Annotated in this window: 13 protein-coding genes and 1 pseudogene; 5 read left to right on the top strand and 9 right to left on the bottom strand. The window is 53.1% G+C overall.

The features are described from left to right. Positions 1–282: 282 nt before the first annotated feature. Positions 283–1,275, bottom strand: a pseudogene (locus IKB43_06085) (segregation/condensation protein A). Between the two features lie 188 nt (positions 1,276–1,463). After that, positions 1,464–3,293, bottom strand: coding sequence for a glutamine--fructose-6-phosphate transaminase (isomerizing) (gene glmS, locus IKB43_06080; GenBank protein ID MBR2469704.1), 1,830 nt, complete (start codon positions 3,291–3,293; stop codon positions 1,464–1,466). A 128-nt stretch (positions 3,294–3,421) separates the two neighbouring features. Between glmS and IKB43_06075 the strand changes: the two genes are divergently transcribed. Both IKB43_06075 and IKB43_06070 read left to right on the top strand, forming a co-directional pair. Continuing rightward, positions 3,422–4,582 (top strand): FKBP-type peptidyl-prolyl cis-trans isomerase, encoded by a 1,161-nt coding sequence (locus tag IKB43_06075; GenBank protein ID MBR2469703.1) that lies wholly within the window; start codon positions 3,422–3,424, stop codon positions 4,580–4,582. Between the two features lie 61 nt (positions 4,583–4,643). Next, positions 4,644–5,969, top strand: a complete 1,326-nt coding sequence (locus IKB43_06070) for a M23 family metallopeptidase (GenBank protein ID MBR2469702.1) — start codon at positions 4,644–4,646, stop codon at positions 5,967–5,969. Between the two features lie 218 nt (positions 5,970–6,187). On the opposite strand, the gene IKB43_06065 is transcribed toward IKB43_06070, so the two are convergent. Genes IKB43_06065 through IKB43_06055 form a run of 3 tightly spaced genes read right to left on the bottom strand, consistent with a single transcriptional unit; the run spans position 6,188 to position 9,754 of the window. Continuing rightward, a complete protein-coding gene (locus tag IKB43_06065) occupies positions 6,188–7,594 on the bottom strand; it encodes a PDZ domain-containing protein (GenBank protein MBR2469701.1) in 1,407 nt (468 codons plus the stop codon). A gap of 6 nt (positions 7,595–7,600) precedes the next feature. After that, complete coding sequence (locus IKB43_06060) at positions 7,601–8,956, bottom strand: peptidase S41 (GenBank protein MBR2469700.1); 1,356 nt, start codon at positions 8,954–8,956, stop codon at positions 7,601–7,603. A 45-nt stretch (positions 8,957–9,001) separates the two neighbouring features. Then, a complete protein-coding gene (locus IKB43_06055) occupies positions 9,002–9,754 on the bottom strand; it encodes a leucine-rich repeat domain-containing protein (protein ID MBR2469699.1) in 753 nt (250 codons plus the stop codon). A 225-nt stretch (positions 9,755–9,979) separates the two neighbouring features. Here IKB43_06055 and IKB43_06050 point away from each other — a divergent pair, with 225 nt between their 5' ends. Next, positions 9,980–11,872: an AIPR family protein gene (locus IKB43_06050; protein MBR2469698.1), complete on the top strand. Its 1,893-nt coding sequence runs from the start codon at positions 9,980–9,982 to the stop codon at positions 11,870–11,872. Positions 11,873–11,881: 9 nt separating this feature from the next. Here the strand turns inward: IKB43_06050 and IKB43_06045 are convergent, their stop codons facing one another. Beyond that, on the bottom strand, positions 11,882–12,022 hold the full coding sequence (locus IKB43_06045; protein MBR2469697.1) for a hypothetical protein: 141 nt from the start codon (positions 12,020–12,022) through the stop codon (positions 11,882–11,884). 147 nt (positions 12,023–12,169) lie between these two features. Here IKB43_06045 and sprA point away from each other — a divergent pair, with 147 nt between their 5' ends. Next, positions 12,170–18,841 (top strand): cell surface protein SprA, encoded by a 6,672-nt coding sequence (gene sprA / locus IKB43_06040; protein ID MBR2469696.1) that lies wholly within the window; start codon positions 12,170–12,172, stop codon positions 18,839–18,841. Between the two features lie 151 nt (positions 18,842–18,992). Here sprA and IKB43_06035 read toward each other — a convergent pair whose 3' ends face one another. The 3 genes from IKB43_06035 to IKB43_06025 all read right to left on the bottom strand — a co-directional run bounded on the left by IKB43_06035 (position 18,993) and on the right by IKB43_06025 (position 23,100). Then, entirely contained in the window at positions 18,993–19,757 is a 765-nt protein-coding gene (locus tag IKB43_06035) for a tetratricopeptide repeat protein (protein MBR2469695.1), read from the bottom strand. 42 nt (positions 19,758–19,799) lie between these two features. Then, a complete protein-coding gene (locus IKB43_06030) occupies positions 19,800–21,608 on the bottom strand; it encodes a protein BatD (GenBank protein ID MBR2469694.1) in 1,809 nt (602 codons plus the stop codon). A gap of 457 nt (positions 21,609–22,065) precedes the next feature. Next, positions 22,066–23,100 (bottom strand): CofH family radical SAM protein, encoded by a 1,035-nt coding sequence (locus IKB43_06025; protein ID MBR2469693.1) that lies wholly within the window; start codon positions 23,098–23,100, stop codon positions 22,066–22,068. Between the two features lie 425 nt (positions 23,101–23,525). Here IKB43_06025 and IKB43_06020 point away from each other — a divergent pair. Next, positions 23,526–23,823, top strand: a 298-nt coding sequence (locus IKB43_06020; GenBank protein ID MBR2469692.1) for a nucleoid-structuring protein H-NS, incomplete at its 3' end; no start/stop codon positions are given.

Here is a 23,823-nt window from a genome sequence, read left to right as displayed (position 1 = left end):
GACGGGGCCTTCGTCATCTTGGGATGTTTCGTTATTCTCTGGAGTAGAATGTTCGACAGGGGTTCCGGGTTCCGTGTCGTAGCCCGGAATGACGTCTTGCCCGAGGTCCGGAGTGACGCCGGCGGCGCCATCCTGAGCAGTTCCTTTTTCGTCATCCTCGCGTAGGCGAGGATCCGCTGTCGGTTGCGCCTGTTGCGGTTGCTCCACAGGCTGTTCAACGGACGGTGCGGGTTCCTGCGGCTGTTCCGTGGAGGCAGTACCTGCCGGGGTGTCGTCGTCCTTGTCTCCGAAGGGGTCCTCTTGCACTTCGCTCAGGTCTTCCCGGCCTTCCAGCATGGCTATCAGGTCGTCTTCGGTTACGTCCCGGCCACGGCTGGCCCATAAAAGGGCCTCGCGCATCACGGCAGCGATGTCGCCCACGCTCCCAGCCTGGGAGCGTGCCGTGGCCTCCCGCCGGATTTCTTCTACAAGGCCGGGCTTTACGTCCGGATCCTTGGAAAGGAACACCGTCTCGTGGGCCATTTCTTCGGCGTATTCCTCGTTGTTCTTTTTGCGGTAGATCCAGATGGGGCCAAAGAGTTCGCTCTGGCGGAACACCAGCTCGTCGGTCTTGATCATCTCCAGCAGGGCCATAAAAGTCACCGCCGCCACGATGGGGTGGCTGTCGTTGTCCAGCAGGTCTTCGAAAAGGGCTCGGCCATGGACGTTCAGGTAGTTGTTGATGGCCTGCTGACGGTCCTGGATGGTCACGTAGTCCAGTTCAATATGGTGGATGGTCTCCGAAATCTTTGTCTTTAAGCTTTTCTGGTAGGCCCGGAACAGCTGCCAGATGTTTGCATCGGCCAGGGTCTCGTCGTCGTTCTGGGTCTTTTCCAGGCGGCCACGGCTGTAGGTGCCGTAGTTCTCGCTTTCCATCTCTTGGAGGCCGCCTGCCACCTGCTTGTAACGCTGGTATTCCAGCATTTCCCGCATGAGCTGTTCGCGGTCTTCGTTGTATTCTTCGATGATGGCCGGGTCACGTTCTTCGGCAGGCAACAGCTCCTGGACCTTCAGGGCCATGAGGCGGCTCGCCATGTACAGAAAATCGCCCGCCTTGGAAAGGTCGGTGACTCCGATCTTGTTGACCCACATCAAAAAATCGTCGGCAATTTCGGCGATAGGAATCTGGTCCAGGGACATTTCCTTTTTCTGGACCAGGTACAAAAGCAAATCCATAGGGCCGTTGAAGGACCCGATGCGTACTTCGTAATCTTCCTGTTCTTCGATATCGGTCATTGTGAGATAATGTAGAAAAAGAAATTCGGCTACGAGTTTTCAGTTGTCGGTTATGAGTTGTGAGTAGTGAGATATGAAAAATAAATCATTTTTTTTCGTCATCCTCACGAATGTGAGGATCCGCTTGCAAGTTCTCTAGCGGATCCTCGCCTGCGCGAGGATGACTAGCTTAATCACTGGCCGAAGGCCTATTCCACCGTCACACTCTTAGCCAGGTTCCTCGGCTGGTCCACGTCGTTTCCGCGGAGCACGGCGATGTGGTAGGCCAAAAGCTGCAGCGGCACGCAAGTGACGATAGGCATGAGCATGGGGATGGTTTTTGGTACCTTGATCAGGTGGTCCGCAAATTCGTCCAGGGGCTTGCAGTCTTCGGTAGTGACGGCGATGACTCGGCCGCCGCGGGCCTTGATTTCGCGCACGTTGCTGATGACCTTGTCGAACAGGGCGTCCTTGGGGGCGATGACCACCACGGGCATGTTCTCGTCGATGAGGGCGATAGGGCCGTGCTTCATTTCGGCGGCGGGGTAGCCCTCGGCGTGGATGTAACTGATTTCCTTGAGCTTCAGGGCTCCTTCCATGGCCACGGGATAGTTGAAGTGGCGACCCAGGTACAAGAAGTTGTTGGCCTTCACGTACTGTTTGGCGATTTCGGCAATGCTGTCAGAAAGCTTGAGGGTTTCTTCTACCAGGGCAGGGAGTTCAGTGAGAGCTCGGGCGATGTCTGCTCCGGTCTCGAAACTTAGCCTACGCTGGCGGCCGAGCAAGAGGGCGATCATGGCAAGCACCGTCACCTGGCTGGTGAATGCCTTGGTGCTGGCCACACCGATTTCTGGACCTGCGTGCAGATACACGCCGCCGTCGCTGGTGCGGGCGATGGTGGAACCCACACCGTTACAGATGGCAAGGGCGGTAGCGCCTTTTTGCTGGGCTTCTTTCAATGCCGCAAGTGTGTCGGCGGTTTCGCCGGATTGGGAAATGGCGAGGACCAAGGTCCCCGGCTTGATGATGGGGTTGCGGTAGCGGAACTCCGAGGCGTATTCCACCTCTACGGGAACACCGGCCAAATCCTCTATCATGTATTCGCCGACCATGCCCGCATAGTAGCTGGTGCCGCAGGCGGTGATGATAATGCGGTTGATGTTTCTCAGTTCCTTGATGTTGGTGTCGAGGCCTGCCAGTTTGGCGTTTCCTTCGGCGATGAGCAGGCGGCCGCGCATGGTGTTCTTGAGCACTTCGGGTTGCTCAAAAATTTCTTTCAGCATGAAGTGGGCGAACCCGCCCTTGGCGATGGATTCGGCGTCAAAGTCCACGTCTTGGATGTCGCGGGTCACTTCGTGGCTGTTCATGTTCACGATGGAGTATCCGCTCCGCTTGATTTCCACCACGTCGTTGTCGTCCAGGTACACCACCTTCTGGGTGTGGTTGATGATGGCGGACACGTCGCTGGCCAAGAAAAATTCACCTTCGTTCCCGATACCGAGAATCAGGGGGCTCCCTCGGCGGGCGCCAATCAGGGTGTCGGGTTCGTCGCTGCATATCACCGCAAGGCCAAATGTGCCCTCGATAAGGGAAAGGGCCTTGAGGACTGCCTCTTTCAGGTTGCCGTTGTAGTTCTTGGCAATCAGGTGGGCAACCACTTCGGTATCTGTTTCGGACTTGAAGGTGACGCCTTTTTCAATAAGTTTCGCCTTGAGGCTCGCGTAGTTTTCGATAATGCCGTTGTGGACGATGGAAATTTTCCCGTCAAAACTCATGTGGGGGTGGGCATTTTGTTCGGTAGGGGCACCGTGGGTGGCCCAGCGGGTGTGGGCGATACCGATGTTTCCTTGGACGGGAGTTTCCTTGAGCTTGGATTCCAGGGCGCTGATTTTACCGGAAGCACGGACGGTCTTGATTTTCCCGTGGTCGATAAGGGATACCCCCGAGCTGTCGTAGCCACGATATTCCAGCTTCTTAAGACCGCCCACGAGAACAGGAAGAGCTTCATTTTGACCGATATAGGCGACTATTCCGCACATATAGAATCCTTGAAAAACTCGTTTTACACAATATATGAAAACTTATAAGTAAAATTTAGCATTTTAGGTCCCTTTTTTCGCAGGATTTGCTATTTTATGGGGGTCAATTCAAAAGAAGAGGACAACTTATGAATAAAAAAGTGATTGTTGCTGCAGGTGCTCTTGCCCTGCTCTTGACAGGTTGTGATCAGTTGTGCCAGGGCCCCAAGACCAAGACCGCTCTGGTCACCGAAAAGGATAAGTATAGCTATGCTCTGGGTGCCCATTTCGGAAACCAAGCCCAGTTCCAGCTGGTGGCCCGCGATTCCATCGATTTGGATTTGGACCTCTTTATCCAGGCTTTTGTGGAACGCTACAAGCAGGATAGCGCCAAGTACCTGATGGCCGATTCCACCATTTTCCAGACATTGACCGAACTTTCCCAGTCCCGCCAGGCCGAAAAGGCCCGTAAGGATAGCGTCGCCGCCGCCGAGAACAAGGCCAAGGGCGAAGCCTTCCTGGCTCAGAACAAGACTGCCGAAGGCGTGGTGACCACCGAAAGTGGACTCCAGTACAAGGTGATTACCGAAGGTACTGGCGTGACTCCTTCCGATACCGACGTGGTGAAGGTTCATTACACCGGCACTCTCCTGGACGGCACCAAGTTCGATAGCTCTGTTGATCGTGGCGAACCCTTGGAGTTCCCCATCGGCGCCGTGATCCCCGGCTGGACCGAAATGCTCAAGCTCATGAAGGTGGGCGAGAAGGTCACCGCCTGGATTCCTAGCGACCTCGCTTACGGCCCCCGCGGTCGTGGCCCGCAGATTCCCGGCAACAGCATGCTGATTTTCGAGATGGAACTGATTGATACCCACGCTCCGGGCGCACCTTCTAACGCCATCGCCGCTGCTGAACCTGCTAAGGAAGATGCTAAGGCCGAAGCTAAGCCCGCCGAAAAGGCTGCTCCTGCCGCAGCTCCCGCTGCCGCTAAGGCTGAAGCCAAGCCTGCTGCCGCTGCTCCCGCACCTGCCGCTAAGCCCGCAGCTGCTCCTGCTAAGGCCGAAGCTAAGCCCGCTGCCGCTGCTCCCGCAGCTGCCCCGAAGGCCGCTCCTGCTAAGGCTGAAGCCAAGCCCGCTGCCGCAGCTCCCGCCCCTGCCGCTAAGCCCGCAGCTGCTCCGGCTGCTAAGCCTGCTGCTGCCGCTGCTCTTGCAGCTCAGCCTGCTGCCGCTCCCGCCGCTAAGCCCGCTGCAGCTCCGGCTCCTGCCGCACAGCCCGCTGCTGCTCCTGCTGCCCCGGCTGCTGCTCAGTAATCGTATTTCTTGACGATTTGAATTCCCCTGCATTTTGCAGGGGATTTTTTATATTTACTCCATGAACTTTTTCTTGCGCTTCGCACTTTCCATATTCCTTATTCTTCCGTTAATCGCCTGTAACGAAGAAGAAATTATCCAGAATTTAAAGACGGAGCGGGAAGTTCTCCGCAGCCGAGTGGACTCCCTGAATGCAGAAATTGCCTCGGCCGAAGCCCTTGTCAAAAATGTCCGAGTCATTCGCGACACGGTCCGCGCGGGGGAGGGCCCTTTCCACCTGTTTACAAGGCTTAAGGCCCAGGTAAGCCATGGCGAAGAAGACTTGGGCCGCGTCTATGCCGCCATGCAAGACAGTGTGGAATTCAAGCTCCGCGTTGGCGAAATTTTTTATGTCTCCGTAGATTCGACTAATAGGGTACAGCGTTTCCGCTATGCGCCCAACCCCATAACTGTTCATCTGGTAAGCAAAACGGATACGGGTTATGTTTATCAACTTATTGAGAAACCTGTAGTCAAGAAGCAGTCTTTTTACGAGGGCATGCTTGAAGAGAATAGCACTCTGAACGGTATCCTTTTCAAGGTTGGTATTCCTGGCCGTATGGTTGGTATAGTGAGTGGGGTGCTGCAGTGCAAGGTGGCCTTCCCATTGGCCCGCCCAGGAGACAGGTTCCGCGTATTGCTGGAAGATTCCTACTACCAGGATTCCATCTGGGTGAGTGGTAAGGTTATCTACGCTGAATTTGACGGCAGGAACGTTGGCCATCACGAGGCCTTCCGCTACGAGGACGAAGATCCCAAGAGTTCCTATAACGCCCATTATACCGAAGCGGGCGACGCCCTGGTCTTTGATGGACTCCGCTATCCGCTGGAACACCTGCGTATCACCAGTTCATTTGGTTCCCGTATTCACCCGATTACGGGTCAGCGCAAGGTTCACTATGGCGTGGACTATGGTGCTCCAACGGGAACTGTTGTCCATGCCGTGGCCGAAGGTAACGTAACCGTGTCTGGGTACGACGATCTGAGCGGAAATAAGATTGCCATTAAGCACAGGGACAATTCTGTAAGCTGGTATATGCATCTGCAATCTAGGGGTGTCGCTGTCGGGGCCAAGGTGTCTCCGGGCCAGGCCATCGGTCGTGTAGGCTCCACGGGCCGCAGCACTGGGCCTCACCTGCACTTTGGATTCAAGGATGCAAATGGCGCCTGGATAAACCCTCTGAGCAAGACTATGATTGCAACGCCCAAGCTAGAAGGCGCCCGTCTTGCCCGACTCAAGAAGCAGGTGGCTGAAATCCGCAAGCAGATAGAACTCACGCAGGCGGCCCCGGCGGTTCGTGCCAACGACACTACCGACGTGATGGTCCACATGCGGGTGGTGAAATAGGGCTTAGGGCTTAGGATCTAGGGGCTAGGGGTTTGAGGTCGCTTCGCTTTGAGGGATGTCATCCTCGCGACCTGTGGTGAGCGAAGTCGAATCAAGGCGAGGATCTGCTAGATTGCAGTAAGCGGATCCTCACCTGCGTGAGGATGACGAATTCATTTCCCATCCCACATTACTCACAACTCATAACTCACAACTCATAACCCATAACTCACTACTCACTACTTCATCAGCGGGTTCTTTATCACCTTATACGCCCCGCCTCTGGCTGGTTCCTTTGATGAAAATGCCTTTTTGGCAAGGGAGTTCTCGAAGTGACCCTGATTTTCAGCGCCATACCCCTTGGTTCTCTTTTCTTTTCCGAGTTTGGCAATTTCTACCGCCTTGTCCAGGGCCTTTAGAGAGTCGGGGATATCGTAGTCCGGTACGATACCCTTGTCGTGGTACGAAATGTCGTTTTTGTCGTAAAGTTTCATGGCGGTAATCATGCTGAGTCCGCCGGCACTAGTCGGTATGTTGTATTGCCCGATTCCCTTTCCGTAAGTCAGCATGCCTACAATGGGAGCCTGAGTGGTATTGGTGACGCCCATGAGCATGGTTTCTGAGCAACTTGCGCTATTGGTGTCTGCCATAAATACAAAGTACCGCCCTTTGGCAACGCCGTCTTCGGTGGCCACCATGCGGTCTGAAAGGATCATCTGGTTGACTTCGTCGGGTGCAATCTCCGTGTATTCGAGAGATCCGATGGTGTCTCCTTTGGAAAGAAATAGCTCGGTAGCTTTAAGGCATGCGTCAAGGGCACCGCCAGGGTTACCTCTCAGGTCGATGATGGCGGCTCCTTTGGTGGCTTGAAGAGCCGCTTTGACTTCGTCCGAGGTTCCTTTGGTGCTGTCTTCGCTGGCGGAGTTTGCCTCGTTGCAACTTATGCCACTGAAATTTTCAAAGGAAGTGATTTTGATGACGGGGATAGAATCATGATAGCTGATGTGCACGGTTGGCTCAAGGTAGCAGAAAAGTTCCGCCGAGATATCCAGCGTGTCGCTACCTCTTAAGATTTTAAAGGAAATACTGTCCCCTTCGCTTCCGGAGGTGAGCTTTTCGAAACTCTTTTCGTCGCCGGGCTTGGTAGAGCCCACGTAGAGTACGGTGTCACCAGCCTTGAGTCCGGCCTTGTCGCCCGGACCGTTAGGATACACCTGGGTGATTACCAGCTGGGAATCGGCGGGCTGTACGGAAACGGCGATACTGTATATGGGCTCCGATGCCATATCCAAATCGTATTTGCTTACATAGTAGGGCCCGAAATACCTGGTATAATTGTCGTCCATTTGGCTATACATATAATAGACGTCTGGAAATTCATAATAGTCGGGAGAATATCCCGCATCTTCGCCGTGACCGTTATAGCTATTGATGTCGCCAAGCTTTTGATTGGCGTTTAAAAAGAAGAAATGGAGCAATTGGTGGTTTTCGACCAGTTCCTGTTCAGCGACAGTAAGTTCCTGTGGAATTTCCTCCTCTTCGTCGGGCATTGCGATTTCGCTGTCGGCATGCTTGACCGTGCAACCAGTCCATAGCGCAAGTGAAACAGAAACAAGACTATAAAGTGAAATTTTCTTGAAATTCATAACGACCTACGGTGAATAGGGATAATTTACAAAATGGACGACGGAATCCAAAGCGCCACCCATGTCGAAACTCTTTGCAGGAATAGTTGTTTTTGTCGAGGCCAGCAAAGATTCCTTGATGGCACGCTCTGCCACAGACATTTTGGCACTTTGTGTCTTGGGTGAATTACCATATAGGGTTTTGACGGCATTTAGGGCGCATGTCCTTGAAGCTCCTTCCGGACAGTCCATATCGGGGGCGATTCCTTTTTTGTGATAGCTGTTGCCCTTGGGCGTGTAGAATTCCAGGTTGGTAATGACGGCAAGCCCACCTTCTAGGGTCTTCCACTGGCTTTGCCCTATGCCCTTGCCGAAGGTGGTTTCGCCTGCCAGGGGAATGCCTCCCTGTTCCTTGGCTGCGGCGATGAATATTTCGGCACAGGAGGCCGAAGCCCTGTTGGCAAGCATTAGGAATTTCCCGTTTTCGCCGAAGTCGCCGGGGTTTGCCAAAACATCCAGGGACTGGTGCGTCCTTTTTCCGTCGGGGGTTAGGCTTACAAATTGCCGCCTAGACAAGAGGCCTTCTTTTACAAAGAGGTCTGCGGCAGGCAGGCACTGGCTGATTAGCCCGCCGGGATTGTTCCGCAGGTCTAACACCCTGGGCTCGGAAACACCAGCCGTAGAATCCAGGTATGCCCTAAGCTCGCCAAAGGTGCCATTCTCCCTATCGGCGGTGGATTCCTTGAATTCGGTGATGGTTACGAAGGTGATTCCCTCGATGGTGTCCAAAAACACGGTAGGGGCGTAAACCGTTTCCTTGGTCAGGTCAAACTGAAACAGGCTGTCGTCAAAGAAAATCGTGAGCGAAACATCGGCACTGTAGGCGACAATGGAATCATACACCATCTTGGAGTTGTAACCCTCCATTGAAATGCCGTTTGCCGAAATGATCCGTCCGTAGCGGGGAATCTTGGCCCTGCCGGCAGGACTATCGGCATAGACTCTCGATATCAAGATGGGGTAGGGGTGGTCATCCCCTTCGGTGTAGATGACCAGGTATTCCATGCCCAGATCGCCTTCTACAATGGAGGTGTTCATCTGGTTTTCGGCGGCCTCGCTTTTGGAGGGCGGGTAGTAGCGGGTGTATCGGTCGCTGAGCGATTCGTACAACAGGGGGATGCTGTCCCCCGTTTCGGGAAGATTTTTCAGTTCTTCTTCGTAGAGGTAGGTCTGGTTGATCAGCCAGTAGTTGAACTCGTAGGCGGTGGGCTCCGGAGTGCTTTCCACCGGCTCCATAAAGTCCCCACAGGCAGCAAGCAAGAGGAGGGAGAGAATGGCTATGTGGAATGTGGAATGTGGAATTACTGATTTCTCACTTGTCATTTCACACCTCACACCCCAACCACTAACCACCGCGCCCTTGGCGCGCTACTGGTCTATCTTCAGCCCCTTCTTGTCAAGAATCGCTCGGGGCAGGCCGTCTTCCATGGGGTTCTCGTTAATGGAGATGGTCTCGAGGCTCTTGCAGTCGGCGAGGGCCTCGGGCAGTGTCTCCAGCTGGTTTGCGTCCAGCACCAGTTCCCGGAGCTTGGAAAGCTTGCCGAATTCCTGAGGAATCACGCTCAGCTGGTTGCCGGAAATCATCAGGATTTCGAGGCTTGCGAGGTTCCCGAGGGTGGCGGGGACCTCGGTCAGGTCGTTGTTGTCCAGGTACAGCTTCACCAGGCTTTTCAGCTTGCCGATGGAATCGGGGATGGTGGTGAGCATGTTGTCGTGGAGGGAGAGTTTTACCACCTTGGTCCAGTTGCCGATTTCGTCGGGGAGTTCCAGAAGCTGGTTCTTTGCGATATTCACCGTATGGAGGTTCGTGAGCTTTCCGACGGTGGCGGGGAGTTCCGACAGGCTGTTGTAGCCCAGGTAAAGGTGTTCCAGGGTGGTAAGGTTCCCGATGGTGTCCGGAAGCTCCATCAGGTCGTTTTCACTGACGGAAAGGCTTTTCAGGTTCTTCAGGAGCCCGATGTCGTCGGGGAGCTCCACCAGCTTGTTCCGGTCCAGGTTCAGCTCCTCCAGGGACTGGATTTCGAAAAGTTCGGGGGGTAACAGGCGAAGTCCCTGCTGGGATAGGTCCAGGGTTTTGGCTTTTTCGGCCTTGGCTTTATTAATAATATCGAGCAGGTTCATAAAGACTCTCCTATTTATACACGATAAATCATAGCATTTTTGCGAAAAAAAAGGGCTTGGTTGGCCAAAATGTGTTAAAAATAGCTAAAATTTATACATTTGTTCACTAAATAGGGGCCAAAGTGGAAATTTTTTTTAAGATTTACTATTTTTTATGCCCAAAGTAAGGCTTTTGAAACTATTTTTAATGGCAAAATATGGCAGAAGCCTAAAATTGAGGAAAAAATGGAACTGACAAAATCCCAGGAACGACGCCTAGCATTTGTGGCTAGCCTCTTGAGTTTGAACCCCAATGACCCTAATGACCGTATCAAGGCCCTTCGGCACTTGAATCTGGACGAGAACGGATGCTTTCATGGCTTCCAGTACTCCCAGGGCTTCATGGAATTCTTCATATTCCTGGACGAGGATACCCCCCTCGAGAAGGTGGTTTCTCACCTGAACGCCGACCTGAAACAGCTCCAGATTGCCGTTTTCCGCACCAGCGACCCCACCAATCCCTTCTTCATGTCGCTGCGCGAAGAGGCTGACCCCTGGGCAGTGAACAAGATTAGCGATGACGACGAGGAAGAGGACGACGATACTCCGGCAAGCCGCCCCTACATGGAGACCCTGGAGATTACGGTGCTCCGCACCCGCGCTACCCGCGACATCACCGACTCTGAACTGGAACGCACCCTCAAGGACATGCGCCGCAAGCTCACCATCTGGAAAAACGAGGTGAAGGCCAAGCTGGACATTATCGCCGAACACGACGACCTGACCCGCGATTTCCGCAGCGCCGACGACAAGCTGGAAATTGTCATGGATTCCGATCCCTTGCACCTCACAAGCGATCATGGCGAACTTTTCCTCGGTTTCTGCCCCATCCGCACTATTTATGACTACCATGTGAACTTGGGTAAGCGCCTCAAGACCAAGCACAACATGGCTATCGTGAGTTCCAACATCCGTACTTACCTGGGCAACCTGACCCACACTAACGCGGCCCTGATCGATGCCTTCCAGACCATGGAACGTAACGACGACCAGAACGTGAATGTGGACGATTTCCCCTTCTTGCACAACGGTATGACCCTCACGGGTGATGACCTGCGCCTCAAGGAACGGGATGGCAAGAAGGTGCTCTACATCGAACGCCCGAAGATCATTAACGGTGCCCAGTCCCTGTTCACCTACGAACACTATGCCAAGAAGAGCAAGAAGCCGGTGAACCCCAAGGTGCTGGTGAAGGTGGTGGTGCCGTATCCCGGTGCCGACAACTTCTTGAACCAGGTGACCATGGCCAACAACCGCCAGAACCCGGTGTTCAGCTACCACCTGCGCGCCGCCGACGACCTGCAGTTCTTCATTTGGCAGCGTTACCAGGAAGAAGGCTTTACCTACGTCTATAAGGACGGTGTGCGCCTCAAGGCCCGTACCCGTAAGCTCGAAGTCCGCATGCGCCCCGAGCTGGCCAAGACCCTCTTTATGATGGACGGCAAGCTCAGCGAATGCCGCTCTAGCGACTGCATCTTTGACAAGGAAACCCTGTACCAGCGTTGCTTTGGCGCCTTTGTGCGCGTGGCTCCTGAAAAGGAGAAGGATTTTGTGCGCAAGACCATCGCCTTCACCAAGGCATGGCAGCTCCTTAGCCGACTCCCCATCAAGATCCGCCGCGTGACCCCGGGCAAGGGCGTTTCCATCGAGGCCAACGACGATAACCCACTGACCAAGATTACCTTCAATGGCCGTCTCGAAGACAAGTTTATCTTCCGCAGCGCCGTGAAGGACCTGGTGGTGGCTCTCGCCCTCAAGCACTGGCTTGTGTACGGCGATCCTATCCAGGATTTCGAATGGCTGGTGGAAAACGAACTGAACTTCAACGATTCTATCCTCAAGTATGCCTCCCGTATCTACACGGAAGACCTGAAGGGAATCCTGATTACTGAATTCAAGGACAATCCGGCCTACTACGATACCATTACCACCATCGACAAGGACAGCGGCGAATCCGTGGAACGCAGGCTCTGGAAGGGCTTCGCTAACACCGCCACCTACGAAAAGATGATGGATTTCCTGTGCAAGAAGAACAAGTCATGGGAAAAGGTTCGCGGCGGAATCGAACTGTTCATCTAGGATAGGTCCTCAAACCCCTTTCTTGAGAGCCCAAGGCCATTTGCCTTGGGCTTTTTTTTCTAATTTCCCCGAAAATCTTGAAAAAATAGTGGATTTAGGATCCCTAAATTCAGTATTTTGTGACGGAATATTTTGAAAAGGTTCTTGCATAGAACCCCCTTGGGGGTGTTCGCCTTTGGCTTGTCCATCCTATGGGCAAGTGTTTCCCTGTGGGCTCAGGCGGACTCCAGCGGCTATGCACCAACAGAGGCGGAACCGGACCCGGCAGAGACGGAGTGGCAGCCTACCTACCAGTATATGGAATTGCCCCCTTCGGCCACCCCCCTGAATGGAATGTTGCCTTTCGGTGGCGTCGGGGCGTCTCCTAGGCTCATGAAAAACAACAGGGGCCAGGTCTATAGTCATGACATTGATATCGCCACCCGTGAAATGGATGTGAGCGAAAAGCGGGTGAACAGCCTTTCTAGGGACACCACCACCTTGTGGACCGCCCACTACCCGGAATTGACTGACTATGTGGCGGATATGTACGATATCGGTCGCAAGAACCTGTGGCTGAACGGCCTGGTGGGCCAGAAGGACGGCGGCTATGAAACTCCAGAAACTGGTTCTGTATTCGACATTACGGTACCGGTGACCATGCCCGCCTGGATGAAGGATTTTGGCCTGGACAAGCCCAAGCTGATGCTCCAGGGGACCATGGACATTCGCCTCAAGGGTTATGCCGAAAAGGACGATGCCCAGGGCAGCACCAACACGAGCCTGGTGCCGTCCCTTTCGCTGCATTACGACCCGAGCTTTATGGTGAAGGGTAAGATCGGTCCCTACATCACGGTGGAAATCAACAACGTGGAAACGGGCCTCGGTATCCAGAACCAGGTGAGGGTGGTCTACGAGGAATCCTACAAGGACGAATTCGAGGACTACATCCTCCAGAGGGTGGAAGCGGGAACGACTTCTCTGACCCTCTCGGGTACGGAACTGACGGGATACTCCGAGAACCACCAGGGGCTATTCGGTATCAAGGCTGACTGGAAACTTGGGGACTGGAGGCTTACCACCATCGCGTCCCAGGATGGCGGTTCCCAAGAAGAATACACCATCAATGCCAACGAGTCCACTACGGAATTCCAGATTCTGGACAAGCAGTTCGTGGCCTACCGCTATTACTTCTTGAACCACGAGGCCAGGGACAACTACATCAGTGCGGCCATTACCGGACGCACCACCTCAAACTATCCGGCCACGAACCTGAAACTCTTTAAGCGCAGCAACCTGAACAACGCCAAGGACGTGGTGGATAACATCACGGTGGTGTACAAGACGCCTGGCGGCAAAACCATTACGAAACTGGTGGAACGCATGGTGGAAATTCCCAGCAGCGATTACACCTACGACCCCAAGACCGGAATTTTGAAAATCAACGGGGTGAACCGCAATACCCTGGTGGCGGCAAGCTGGAGTAACGATGGTAGCGGCCGCACGGGCACCACCATCAGGAACGGCTCCAGCATGGTGCTGATCCAGTGGGACGCCACCCTTTCGGAACTGACGGACATCGACAAGCTGATGCTCCGTAATGTTTATTCCGTTGGAATTTCTGATGCAAGCTCCAGCAGCTTTGTGCTGCGCCTCAAGAACAAGTCCGGCATGACGGGCACCTACCTCAAGACTCTTGGGGTGGCGGACACCTCCACCGGAAGCCCGCTGGTGAACGATGCGACCATCTTCAAGAAGGACGCCTCCGGAAACTACACTGGCGAAATGTGGCTCCCTTGTAAACCCTTGTCGCAGTATTCCGGAGCGGGCGCTACGGAGCGTGCTCGCGAAAACTGCCTGGAACCGCTTCGCTTGCTGGATTCTACGGGAGCCATGTCCCAGCTGTACACCTTGCCGGTCTACAAGCTGAACCGCTTTACCAGCCGCTTCTATTTTGAATCGGTGGGTAAGCGCCGCAATTCCATCATCAGTGTTCGTGACCCTGCGTCTAGCTATTCGGTGAGTGCGGGTTCCTGCATGGATATTTCTCCGGGCACGGAAAAGCTGACCGCCGGTTCCACCACCCTTATTCGCGGCACGGACTACGAGGTGAACTACGAGCTTGGCCAGATTGAGCTTTTGAGCGAGCGCGCCCTGGACCCCAACAAGGAAATCAAGGTCAAGTTTGAATGTGAACCTCTGTTCGAGATAGACAACAAGTTGCTGTTGGGCGCGCGAGCGGAACTCCCGTTGGAACGCTACGGCTTTGGTACGGGATCCCTCTTTGGTGTCACTGCGCTGTATAAGAGCCAGAGCACTACGGCCAAGACCCCGACCCTTGGGAACGAGCCTTTCTCCAGTGTGCTGTGGGGTATGAACCTGCGTCTGCAGGACACGGTACAGGCTCTGACCGACTTCGTGAACTTGATTCCCGGAATTCAGACGGACGCCAAGTCCAGCTGGCGGTTCGAGGCGGAATTTGCCGCCAGCCGCCATAATGCAAACACCAGCGGAGACAACGAGGCCCTTGTAGAAGATTTCGAGTCTACGGTTTCGGGCCTTACTTATCCCCTTACCAGACTTTCGTGGTATCCGGCATCGCCTCCGGGCGGCGTTGCACGCCAGCCTTCGACTTACATCGAGAACCAGGACTATCGCCACAAGGGCGAGTTTATTTGGCACAGCAACACCACGGAACTGTACAAGTACATCTATCCTAGTGTAGGCAACTCCGATGTGGACAACCAGCACCTGACGGTGCTGAAGATGACCCTCCGCGCCAACGACAACTTGGTGGGTAACTCCTGGGGCGGTATCATGCGTCCTAACAGTTCTTACTACCAGGACCTGAGCGAGATGAAGTACTTGGAAGTGGTGGCCCGCGGAAACGTAGGCTCTATCTACTTGGACTTGGGTCTCATGAGCGAAGACATTTCTATCAACGGCTATGAACCTAATGAGGAATATGACGGCGAAAACGACCTGGGTACAACGGTTGCCCGTACCGACAATGGTTTGGATAAGGTTTCCGGTTCCGACGAAAAGCGCCTGGTGTGGGACTGCCGTATTTCGGGATGTATTTCGTCGGAGATTACGGCTGCCAATTCGGATGCCTCTGCTACGGATATTGCCCAGGATAATTACGACGAGGATTTGGAAGATGAAAGTGATCCGTCGGTACACATCAACGGTACCGAAAACAACTCCGGTGAACGCCTGTACGATACCGAAGACATCAACAAGAACGGTTCTCTGGACACGGACATTAGCTTTGTGCGTTACCGCATCGATTTGTCCAAGACGGACCACATGGATTACGAAGACCTGAAAAACGGCTGGCGCAAGTGGAGAATCCCCCTGAACCAGTACGATACCATTGTGTCGCCGTCGGGAAGCGACTACAAGACCATTCTTGCCGAGGCCCTTTATTCCAGGCTTTGGATTGGCGGCCTAAATCCGGGTGTTGCCGAATCCAAGGTCCAGATTGTGAGCCTGGCTGTGGTGGGAAACTCCTGGGAAGAAACGACGGTGGCCGACCTCTACAAGACCAGCTCTACGGAAAATTCCCAGGTGGTAGAAGTGAACGGCATGCCCACCCAGGTGCAGGAATCTATGGACACCCGTGACACTAGCCGCATCAAGGTCACCACCATCAACAACCGTGAAGATTCCAACATCTACACGAAATCTCCCAATACCAAGACGGAACGCGATTCAGAAACCAATGCTCCTCTGAAAGAAACGGCCTTGGTACTGGACTATCAGAATATGAGTCCCGGTCAGGAAGTGGGCGTGACCCGCGTCTTTGAAAACGAGGTGAAGGATTTGTCCAGCTACAAGTCCGTCAAGATGGAAATCCATTACGAGACGGAAGCGGACAAGGTTCCTGTACGTTTTGCCCTTCAGTTTGGTGAAGGTTCTCTAGATGGCTCCAGTGATTACTATGAATGGAGTTTCCGTCCGACAAAGTACAACTGCACTTCGGGCGATCGCCCTCAGGACTGCCATGAAGAAAACTGGCTGGCCAATGCGTTCGCCATGGACCTTTCCGATTTCTCCGATATGAAACGTGGCCGTAAGCCTCCTTTCTTGGAGCCGACGGTTCGCAAGGTAGAAGGCAGTTCCCGCGAAGAACAGATCAAGCTGGTGGGTAATCCGTCGGTGACCCGTATAGATTGGATCCGCTTTGTCATTATTGCCGATGCAGACGCTTCGCCAGATGATTTGAAGGGAACTTTCTGGATTGACGACTTGCGCCTTTCGGACATGGATACGGAATGGGGCTATGCGGCAAGAACCTCGGGCCAGATACAGTTTGCGGACTTTATTTCTCTATCGGGTGCGGTGCGGTATCAGGACGGAGATTTTGCAACGCTTTCTACTACGGGAGGGTCCCCGAAGCCGAAACTTTCCGATGCGGCGTCCCAGCTGGACATTGCGGGCGACTTAAACATAAGCCTGAACAAGTTCCTGGCCGACAGTCTTGGGTTCCATATTCCCATGAACTTCGGTTACAACAGCACCACCAAGCGCCCCTACATGAAGCCTACGGATGACATGCTTCTTAAAAAGAGTAGCTTCTCGAACCTGACCAAGGACATGTTCCAGAACGACCTTTCGGTGACATCAAATTCTAAGGAGCAAAAACTGCGTGATAAGGCGGAATCCAAAGGCTACGAGTCATACGTTCGTGAAAAGAGTTTCAGCGTAAGCTATAGCAAGGACTACAAGGCGGCAGATACCAAGATAGGGGAGGCCCTCTCCCAGATTCTATTGGAGCGCCCGGCGGCGAGTTATTCCTATGCGGAATCCGAAGGCCGCGCCACCACCAGCGCCGACTCGACATACTCTTACAGGACTATTTTGGAGTACAAGTTGGGGACCTTCACCTTGTTCAAGTTCAAACCTTTCGAGGGGCTTGGCAAGTTTGACAACGCCTTCAGCAAGGCCCTTGCGAAGACGGAATTTGAACCCTGGCCCCAGACCTTTGACTTGACACTGTTCGATTTCAACTATGTGCGTTATGTGGACCAGGATAGGGACCCGGACTTTGTGGAACCCCAGGTGGACAAGGTGGTGACCTACACGGCAGACTTGAACCACAAACTGAACATGCGTTGGAATATCCTTTCTTGGTTGAATACCTCTTACTCCCTGAACATTTCCCGTGACATGCAGGGCGGTGGCGATCGCGAAGGATTCGTGAAGGAGAATTTCTTTACTACAAAAGAAGGCGGACTCTTTGCCAGCGATTACGTGTTCGATTACGACCATACGGACCGTAAGGTCTATGTTTCCAGGGACAGCGTGGTGATTGTGCCTCGGGATACGATTGCTCGAACTATGGAAGATGGCAGAGAGTGGGCAATCGACATGCAAAACCCGGAAACCTATGAAATCCGCTACGACACCTCTGCATTCTACCGCGTGGACAGCGTGGGAACCCGAGAATATGGCCGTTCCTACGGTATTTTGAGAAATGAACGGGCCCGTACCCAGCAGTTCAAGATCGGATTCAACCCGAGGCTGATTCCCTTTATTCCGTTTAATACCACCTTTACTTCGGACTTCAACCAGCAAAAGACTATTCCTGACGAATACGACTTCTTGGACGCCACCGATATCGAGAAGAATTACTGGACTATATCCCAGACGAACCGCTTTGACTTTAGCCCCACCTTCAGGGTAATCGATTTCTTCCAGAATTTCGGAAAGGACAATGTGGTGGCAACGTCCCTTGAAAAGATCAAGTGGAACGAAATCCGCATGAGTTGGCAGACCACGACAAATACCGTTGGTGAAAACTTTACCCTGTCGCAGCTGTACGAGGAACAGGGCGTGACCCCCATGGAATATTACCTGTATGGCTTGGGTCTTGGCAACGGTTACCGTAATCGAGGATTCTGGAATATAGTTTCTGGCGATATGGAACTTGACCATCGTGATGATTTTACGCACTTTGCCCAGTACCGCAACCGTCATGTAGACACCCTTGTCTATCAGGGGAATTTCCGCCACTCCGTTTCCCGTCAGTTCCAGATAGGGACGGGCATTGTGCTGCCTATTTGGGATATCGGTGTTACGGGTGACTTGATGTGGCGTGAAGAATTTAACCAGTCTCGTGAATACCCGCTGTACTTGGATACCACTACGGTGTGGCCGAAAATTGGTATTGGCGTGAATGTGCCGAATTTCTCCCAGCGGGTGTCTTTCTTGAATGGATTCAAGAGCGTGAGCACCGCTCATCGGTTTGATTACACCAGGACCATCGTGGTGCGGCCTTTCCAGAGTGCCGAAGATTCCTGGGCCCACCAGTGGAACTTTAACCCGCTGGTCCGTGTGTCTTTCTTGACCCAGAGCAATATGCGGATTGACAATGCGGTGCGCCTGAAGATAGAGTCTACGGACAGACGGCCCAAGGAAGAAGTTATCGGTTATCCCAGCTGGCCCGATAAGGAAGGAGACATTCGGGATACTACGGACTATTTCTGGGATACACCCTGGATTCATACCTCCCTGTACAACGACTTTGCCATCAATATCGGAAATGACCTGACCATTTCGTACCCGCTGAAGACCAAGCGCGGGTTCCAGCTTTGGAAATGGTATTTCAAGCTGGAAAACGATATCGACCTGAAGTTTACCGCCGGTTACGACTACAACAAGACCATCCGCAAGGAATACGACCCTGACCCGGGATACGACATGTGGAATAAGGCCAGCGGCACCGACGGTGTGTTTAGGCAATGGAGTATTGACGGATACGACTATGCTGTTTACAAGCCGGAACTCCACAAGACGGACCGTACTGTGCCCATGCGCACGCACGAATGGTTCGTGCGGCCCAGCGCAGGCTACCAGTTCAACCGTATCGCTTCAATGAGCAGCTACATCGAGTACCGTCAGATCCACGAAAAGCTGGACGATGAGACGCCTCACCTGCGTCAGATATTGCAGTTCGAAATCGCGCTGATGCTTAGGTTTGATTAGGTTGTAGGTAGTAGGTTGTAGGTGTTAGGGTTGATGGAGACAAGAAATTAATGTGAGGTGTGAGATGAGTAATGCGAAATGATAAGTTAAGAATAAACCACTACACACTACACATCACACACTACACATTGATTGACCCGCAGGTTTGACCTTATTCCACGATTCCTACGTCGGAGAGCTTGACGAAGCCCTTGATTTTTTCGCCCAGCTGGATTTCGGCGAAATTTCCTTGGATGGAAAGCACCTGGAAGGATGTTCCTTCGGAAAGGGTATTCAGGGTCTGGGACTTGTCGCTTGGAGCGCTGGTCACGTCGGCGTCTTTTGCGGTGACAACTCCGGTGATGTCCGTTTCCAGGACAAAAATCTTGTAGCCGGCACTGGCGCCAAAGACTCCTAAGACGATGGTAAGCGCAAAGATGATGCCGGTGTAGATGTTTCGGGCCTTTTCGCGCAGGCTGATTCTGGTCAGCACGGCGGCAATGGCTATGGCCCAGAAAATGCCGAGCATAATCCAGAGCTGCGTCTTTAGGGAAATGGCGTGGTGCGCCTGGAAAAGGGCGTTCAGAATGGGGTTCTCTTCGGAATCTTCGTCTACCTTGTCACGGGTCATGGCCTGGGCGTATTTCAGGTTGTGCTGAATGTCGCTGTCGTTGGCCCTAAGACGGAGGGCTTTCTTGTAGTAGAAAATGGAGAATCCCAGTTTTCCGCTCCTGAAATAGGCGTTCCCCAGGTTGTAGAAAAGGTCAGCATCGTTAATGCCGCTGTCGGCACAGCTCCGCCATTCGTCAACGGCCCGTTCGAAATCGCCTTCGTTGTAGGCTTTGGCACCTGCTTCGAGACCGGCACAGGTTTCGGTTGCATTAGAGGTGGCGAATGCCGTTAGAATAGTAATCAGAATAAATACAAAACTTTTCATATAAACCTTCTCGATTCCGAACTCCGAATTCCGAATTTCGAACTATCTAACTTTCTCGCAAAGCTTTTCCACATCGGTAAGCATCTGTTTTTGCTCTTCGGGCGTGGCCGTCACGGGAGCGTAGCGCACGAAAGCGCATTTATCAAGCCAGCTGTCGATGGCGGCAATGGTTTCTTCTTTCACGCCGAGCCTTGCCAGTTCCTCTTTCATCTGGGGGCGTGTCATGCCCTTGAATTCCAGGTTGGTGGTGTCGCTCAGGTAGTTCAAGAGCCCGTTTTCGAGAGCGGCAAAGAATCCCTTGCCGTCGCCTGCTTCGAGAGCCTTGCGGGCCTGGGCGAACTTTTCTTTGAGCTGCTTGTTGGCATGCCCCTTGCGGACCAGAGCCGCGTTGCTGTTACGCTTGCGACGGATCTTGACAAGAAGGGTAGCGACGATGTAGAAAGGAATGGCTGCGGTAAAGAGAATCCAGAACAGCACGCTCTTGTAGGGGGCGGGGCTGTCCGCCTTTGCGGCGCTGGTGTGAATAAACCGGATGTCGCTACCTAGGGATTCAATTTCTTGTTTTTGCACGGCGCTTGGGCCTGCGGATCCTGCCACGGGACTCTGGAAAATGGCTTCGGCACCTGTGTCCCCTTTTTCCACCTCGATGGTCCAGGGGCCTGCGGTAGCCGTTTCATATTTTTTCTTGGCGGGGTTGAACCAGGAATAGTTTATGGCCGGGATTTCGAAGGACCCCTTCTTTTTGGGGTAGAGGAAAACCTTGATGTCCTTGGAGGTGATGACCTTGTTCCCCGTAACCTTTTTGGAGATGTTGTTTTCTGGCGGGACGGAGCGGAACTCGCTGAAATCGGGAAGTTTAGGGTCCGTGATGGTGCCAGGCGTACCGTCGCCCTTGATGTTTATGGATAGCGTCAGGGCTTCGCCTACCTTGAGGTTTGTGCGGTCGAAATCGGCGCTGAACTTGTAGTCGCCTACCATACCGCTAAAGTCTGCGGGTTTGCCCTGGGCGGGGAGAGGCTTTACCGTGATGTTTACAGTCGGAGTCTGGGTTTCGGCTTCGATAGATTCCTGCTTGATGGACTGGCTGTGGAAAGACATGCCGCCCATCTGCTTCTTTTCTTCTACAATTTTCGGTTCGCCCCGCTTGGTGTACTTGAACTTGAAGGGCGGAATTTGTAGGGAGCCGCTTTTGGTGGGAGAGAGCCAGGCGAACTTGGCGCTGGCCTGCATTTCGCGGCGGGCGCCTTCGACGGGCTTGAATTCCATGGTGGAAAGGTCGCCGCGGTGGACGATAAAGTCGTTGCCAGTGCTCATGTCGGTGGCCTGCAGGCCTCCCTCGAAATGCTCGTAGGTGTGGAACCCGAGAGTGACGTAGAACTGTTCCCCTTCGTAGATGGATCTTTTGCTGGGGGTGAGACTTACGGATAGGGCTTCGTCGCTATAGGCCCGCTGGATATTTATGGGAATGTTTCCGCTGATGGTGCGCACGCTTCCGTTGATGTTCCATTCGATTTGCCCAACGTCTAGGGAGCCTGTCTTTTTGGGGGCGCGGATGTTGAAACTATAGACCCTTGCCTTGTAAGGCCTGCCACCTCCGCCAAAGAAGGAGTTGAACATGTCTTCGAAATCGGGACGGATGACCTGTTCTGCGCTGTCCAGGCCCAAGAAGGTAAATCCGTTACGCGTTTCCAGCTGCGGGACGCCCCTTTCGGTGGGGAGTTCCTGCAGGGGCACGATAAGCATCAGTTTGAAGGTCTTGCCGGCTTCTACGCGGTCCTTGTCCACCTGGAGCGACATGCGGGCCGTTGCGACCGCTGCCAGACAGAGAAGAATCAACAACAATCTTTTCATGGCCCCAAATTTACAAAAATTGAGGGGCGAGACCAGTAATGAGTTGTCAGTTATGAGTTATGGGTTTTTATAATCGCGCCTTTGGCGCCAAATTATGGACGGAGGACTGAAATCCGATGACTGATAACTCGTTAGGGCTAGGGTTTTGAGGGCTCATGTAAGAAAAATAAAGTAAAAATCTTTTAACAAACGCCTTGTCAAAACGGTAAAATTTTGTTATCATTGGCGCGTCAATTTGAAAAACAACCCAAAAACGCCAAAAAAGAAGGATTAAATGTACTGCATTCTCGCCGCCCTGCTGGTCAAAAGTTTGAGAAAGCGCTCCAAGCGCGCCTAACAAGCCCAAAATTCATAACTCTCTCTTTATGCCGGATCCGCCAAAAGCGGGCCGGTGTTTTTTTAGGTTCGAGGCTCGAGGCACGAGGTTTGAGGTGATGTGGAATGTGCGGTGTAGATTTTAGTCGAAGTTTAAAGAACGGCGGTACGGCGTAAAACCGGCGTTCTTGATGAAGGCTTCTGCCTCTGCGATGGAGGTGAGTCCGTGGTTCTGCAACACGTTTTCTTCTATCACAATGCTGTTGATGTCGTCGGCGCCGCAGTGGAGCCCAAGCTCTCCCAGCGAAAGGCCCATGCCCAAGAGCGACACTTCGATGTGGGGAATATTGTCCAGGTACAGGCGTGAAAGGGCCAGCAGTTTCAGGTATTCGTCGCCCCGCACGTGCCTAATGGGGAACTTGTCCGTTTGCGGCTGGAAGGTCCATACTACAAAGCTCTTGAAGCCCTGAGCGACGTCTTGGGTGCTGCGCACGTAATCCAGATGCTCGACGATTTCTTCTGCGGTTTCGCAACTGCCGAATACGATGTTGGCGCTGCCGGGCAATCCCTTCTTGTGGCAGGCGGCAAGAGTGTCGCACCATTGTTTGGCGGGAAGTTTTTTCGGTGACAGAATTTGACGCATGCGGTCGCTGAGAATTTCGGCCCCGGCACCGGGTACGGAACTGAGTCCCGCCGCTTTCAAAATGTCGAGCAGGTCGTCGAGCTCCATGTGGTTGAATTCGGCGATGCGCACCAATTCCACCGGCGAGAACCCCCGGACCTTTACGCTCATTTCGCGGGTGAGCATTTGCAAGACGTCGGTGTAGTAGCTTAAGGGAATGTCCCTGTTCACGCCGCCCTGCAAAAAGATTTGGTCTGCGCCCTTGGCCTTCGCCTCCAGCGTTTTCTGCCGGATTTCGCCTAAACTAAGCACGTAGGCCTCGGGGCTCTTGGCCGGCCTGCAAAAGCTGCAAAAACTGCAGGTGATTTCGCACACGTTGGTGTAGTTCACGATGCGGAAAGCCGTATAGCCCACCTTGTTGCCTGGATTGATTCTGTGGCGCACTATGTTGGCTGCCTCTGCCACCTGGGTCCACGGGGCGTTTTTCAGTAAATCCAATGCCTCGGCGGGGGAGAGGCGAATGCCTTCGATGGCTTTTTGCAATAGGGGGCTCATTGAGGTGCAAGATAGAAAAGAAGGAAGGGGTGTGAGGAATAAGGAATGTGGAGTGTGGGGTGTGAAATTGGGGTTTTGAAATACGCAAAATATGCGTAAAATAGATGTGAAATGAATTTTCTGTTTTGCAGGAAAATGCATTTTCGGAAATACAGACACTGAAAACTAGTAGTAAAGGTGGTGGTCGAGTAGCTGGCAAAGGTGGCTATTTCCTTGATTTTGGAGCGAAATTTGAATAATCTACGCAAAAATAGCGTTAAAAATAAATAAATTTTGTTGAATTCTGCCAAACCCATTGATTTGGAATTCTTCTTATTCTAAATTCCCCTCCGACTATAAAACCTAACCCCTAACCTACGACGACAGCGATAGTCAATAGAACCAACACTTCTCTCGTCTCTCGTCTCTCGTCTCTCGTCTAAAACATGTACTACGAAACTATCAAAGTTCTCGATTGCACCATCCGCGACGGCGGCCTGGTGAACAAGCACGATTTTTCTCTGGAATTTGTGCGTCGCCTCTACACCCTCCTCTCTGCAGCCGGCATCGACTACATGGAAATGGGCTACAAGAATTCTCCCGAACTTTTCGACCCCAAGGAATATGGTCCGTGGAAGTTCTGCGACGATGACCTGCTGTGGAAAGTGAAGGACGGTATCGACTCCAAGATGAAAATGGCCGTGATGGCCGATGTGGGCCGCGTGAATATGGACGCCGTGAAGC

The sequence above is a fragment of the Fibrobacter sp. genome, assembly GCA_017503015.1.
Classification (GTDB): domain Bacteria; phylum Fibrobacterota; class Fibrobacteria; order Fibrobacterales; family Fibrobacteraceae; genus Fibrobacter.
This window is presented reverse-complemented; position numbering and strand designations above follow the sequence as displayed.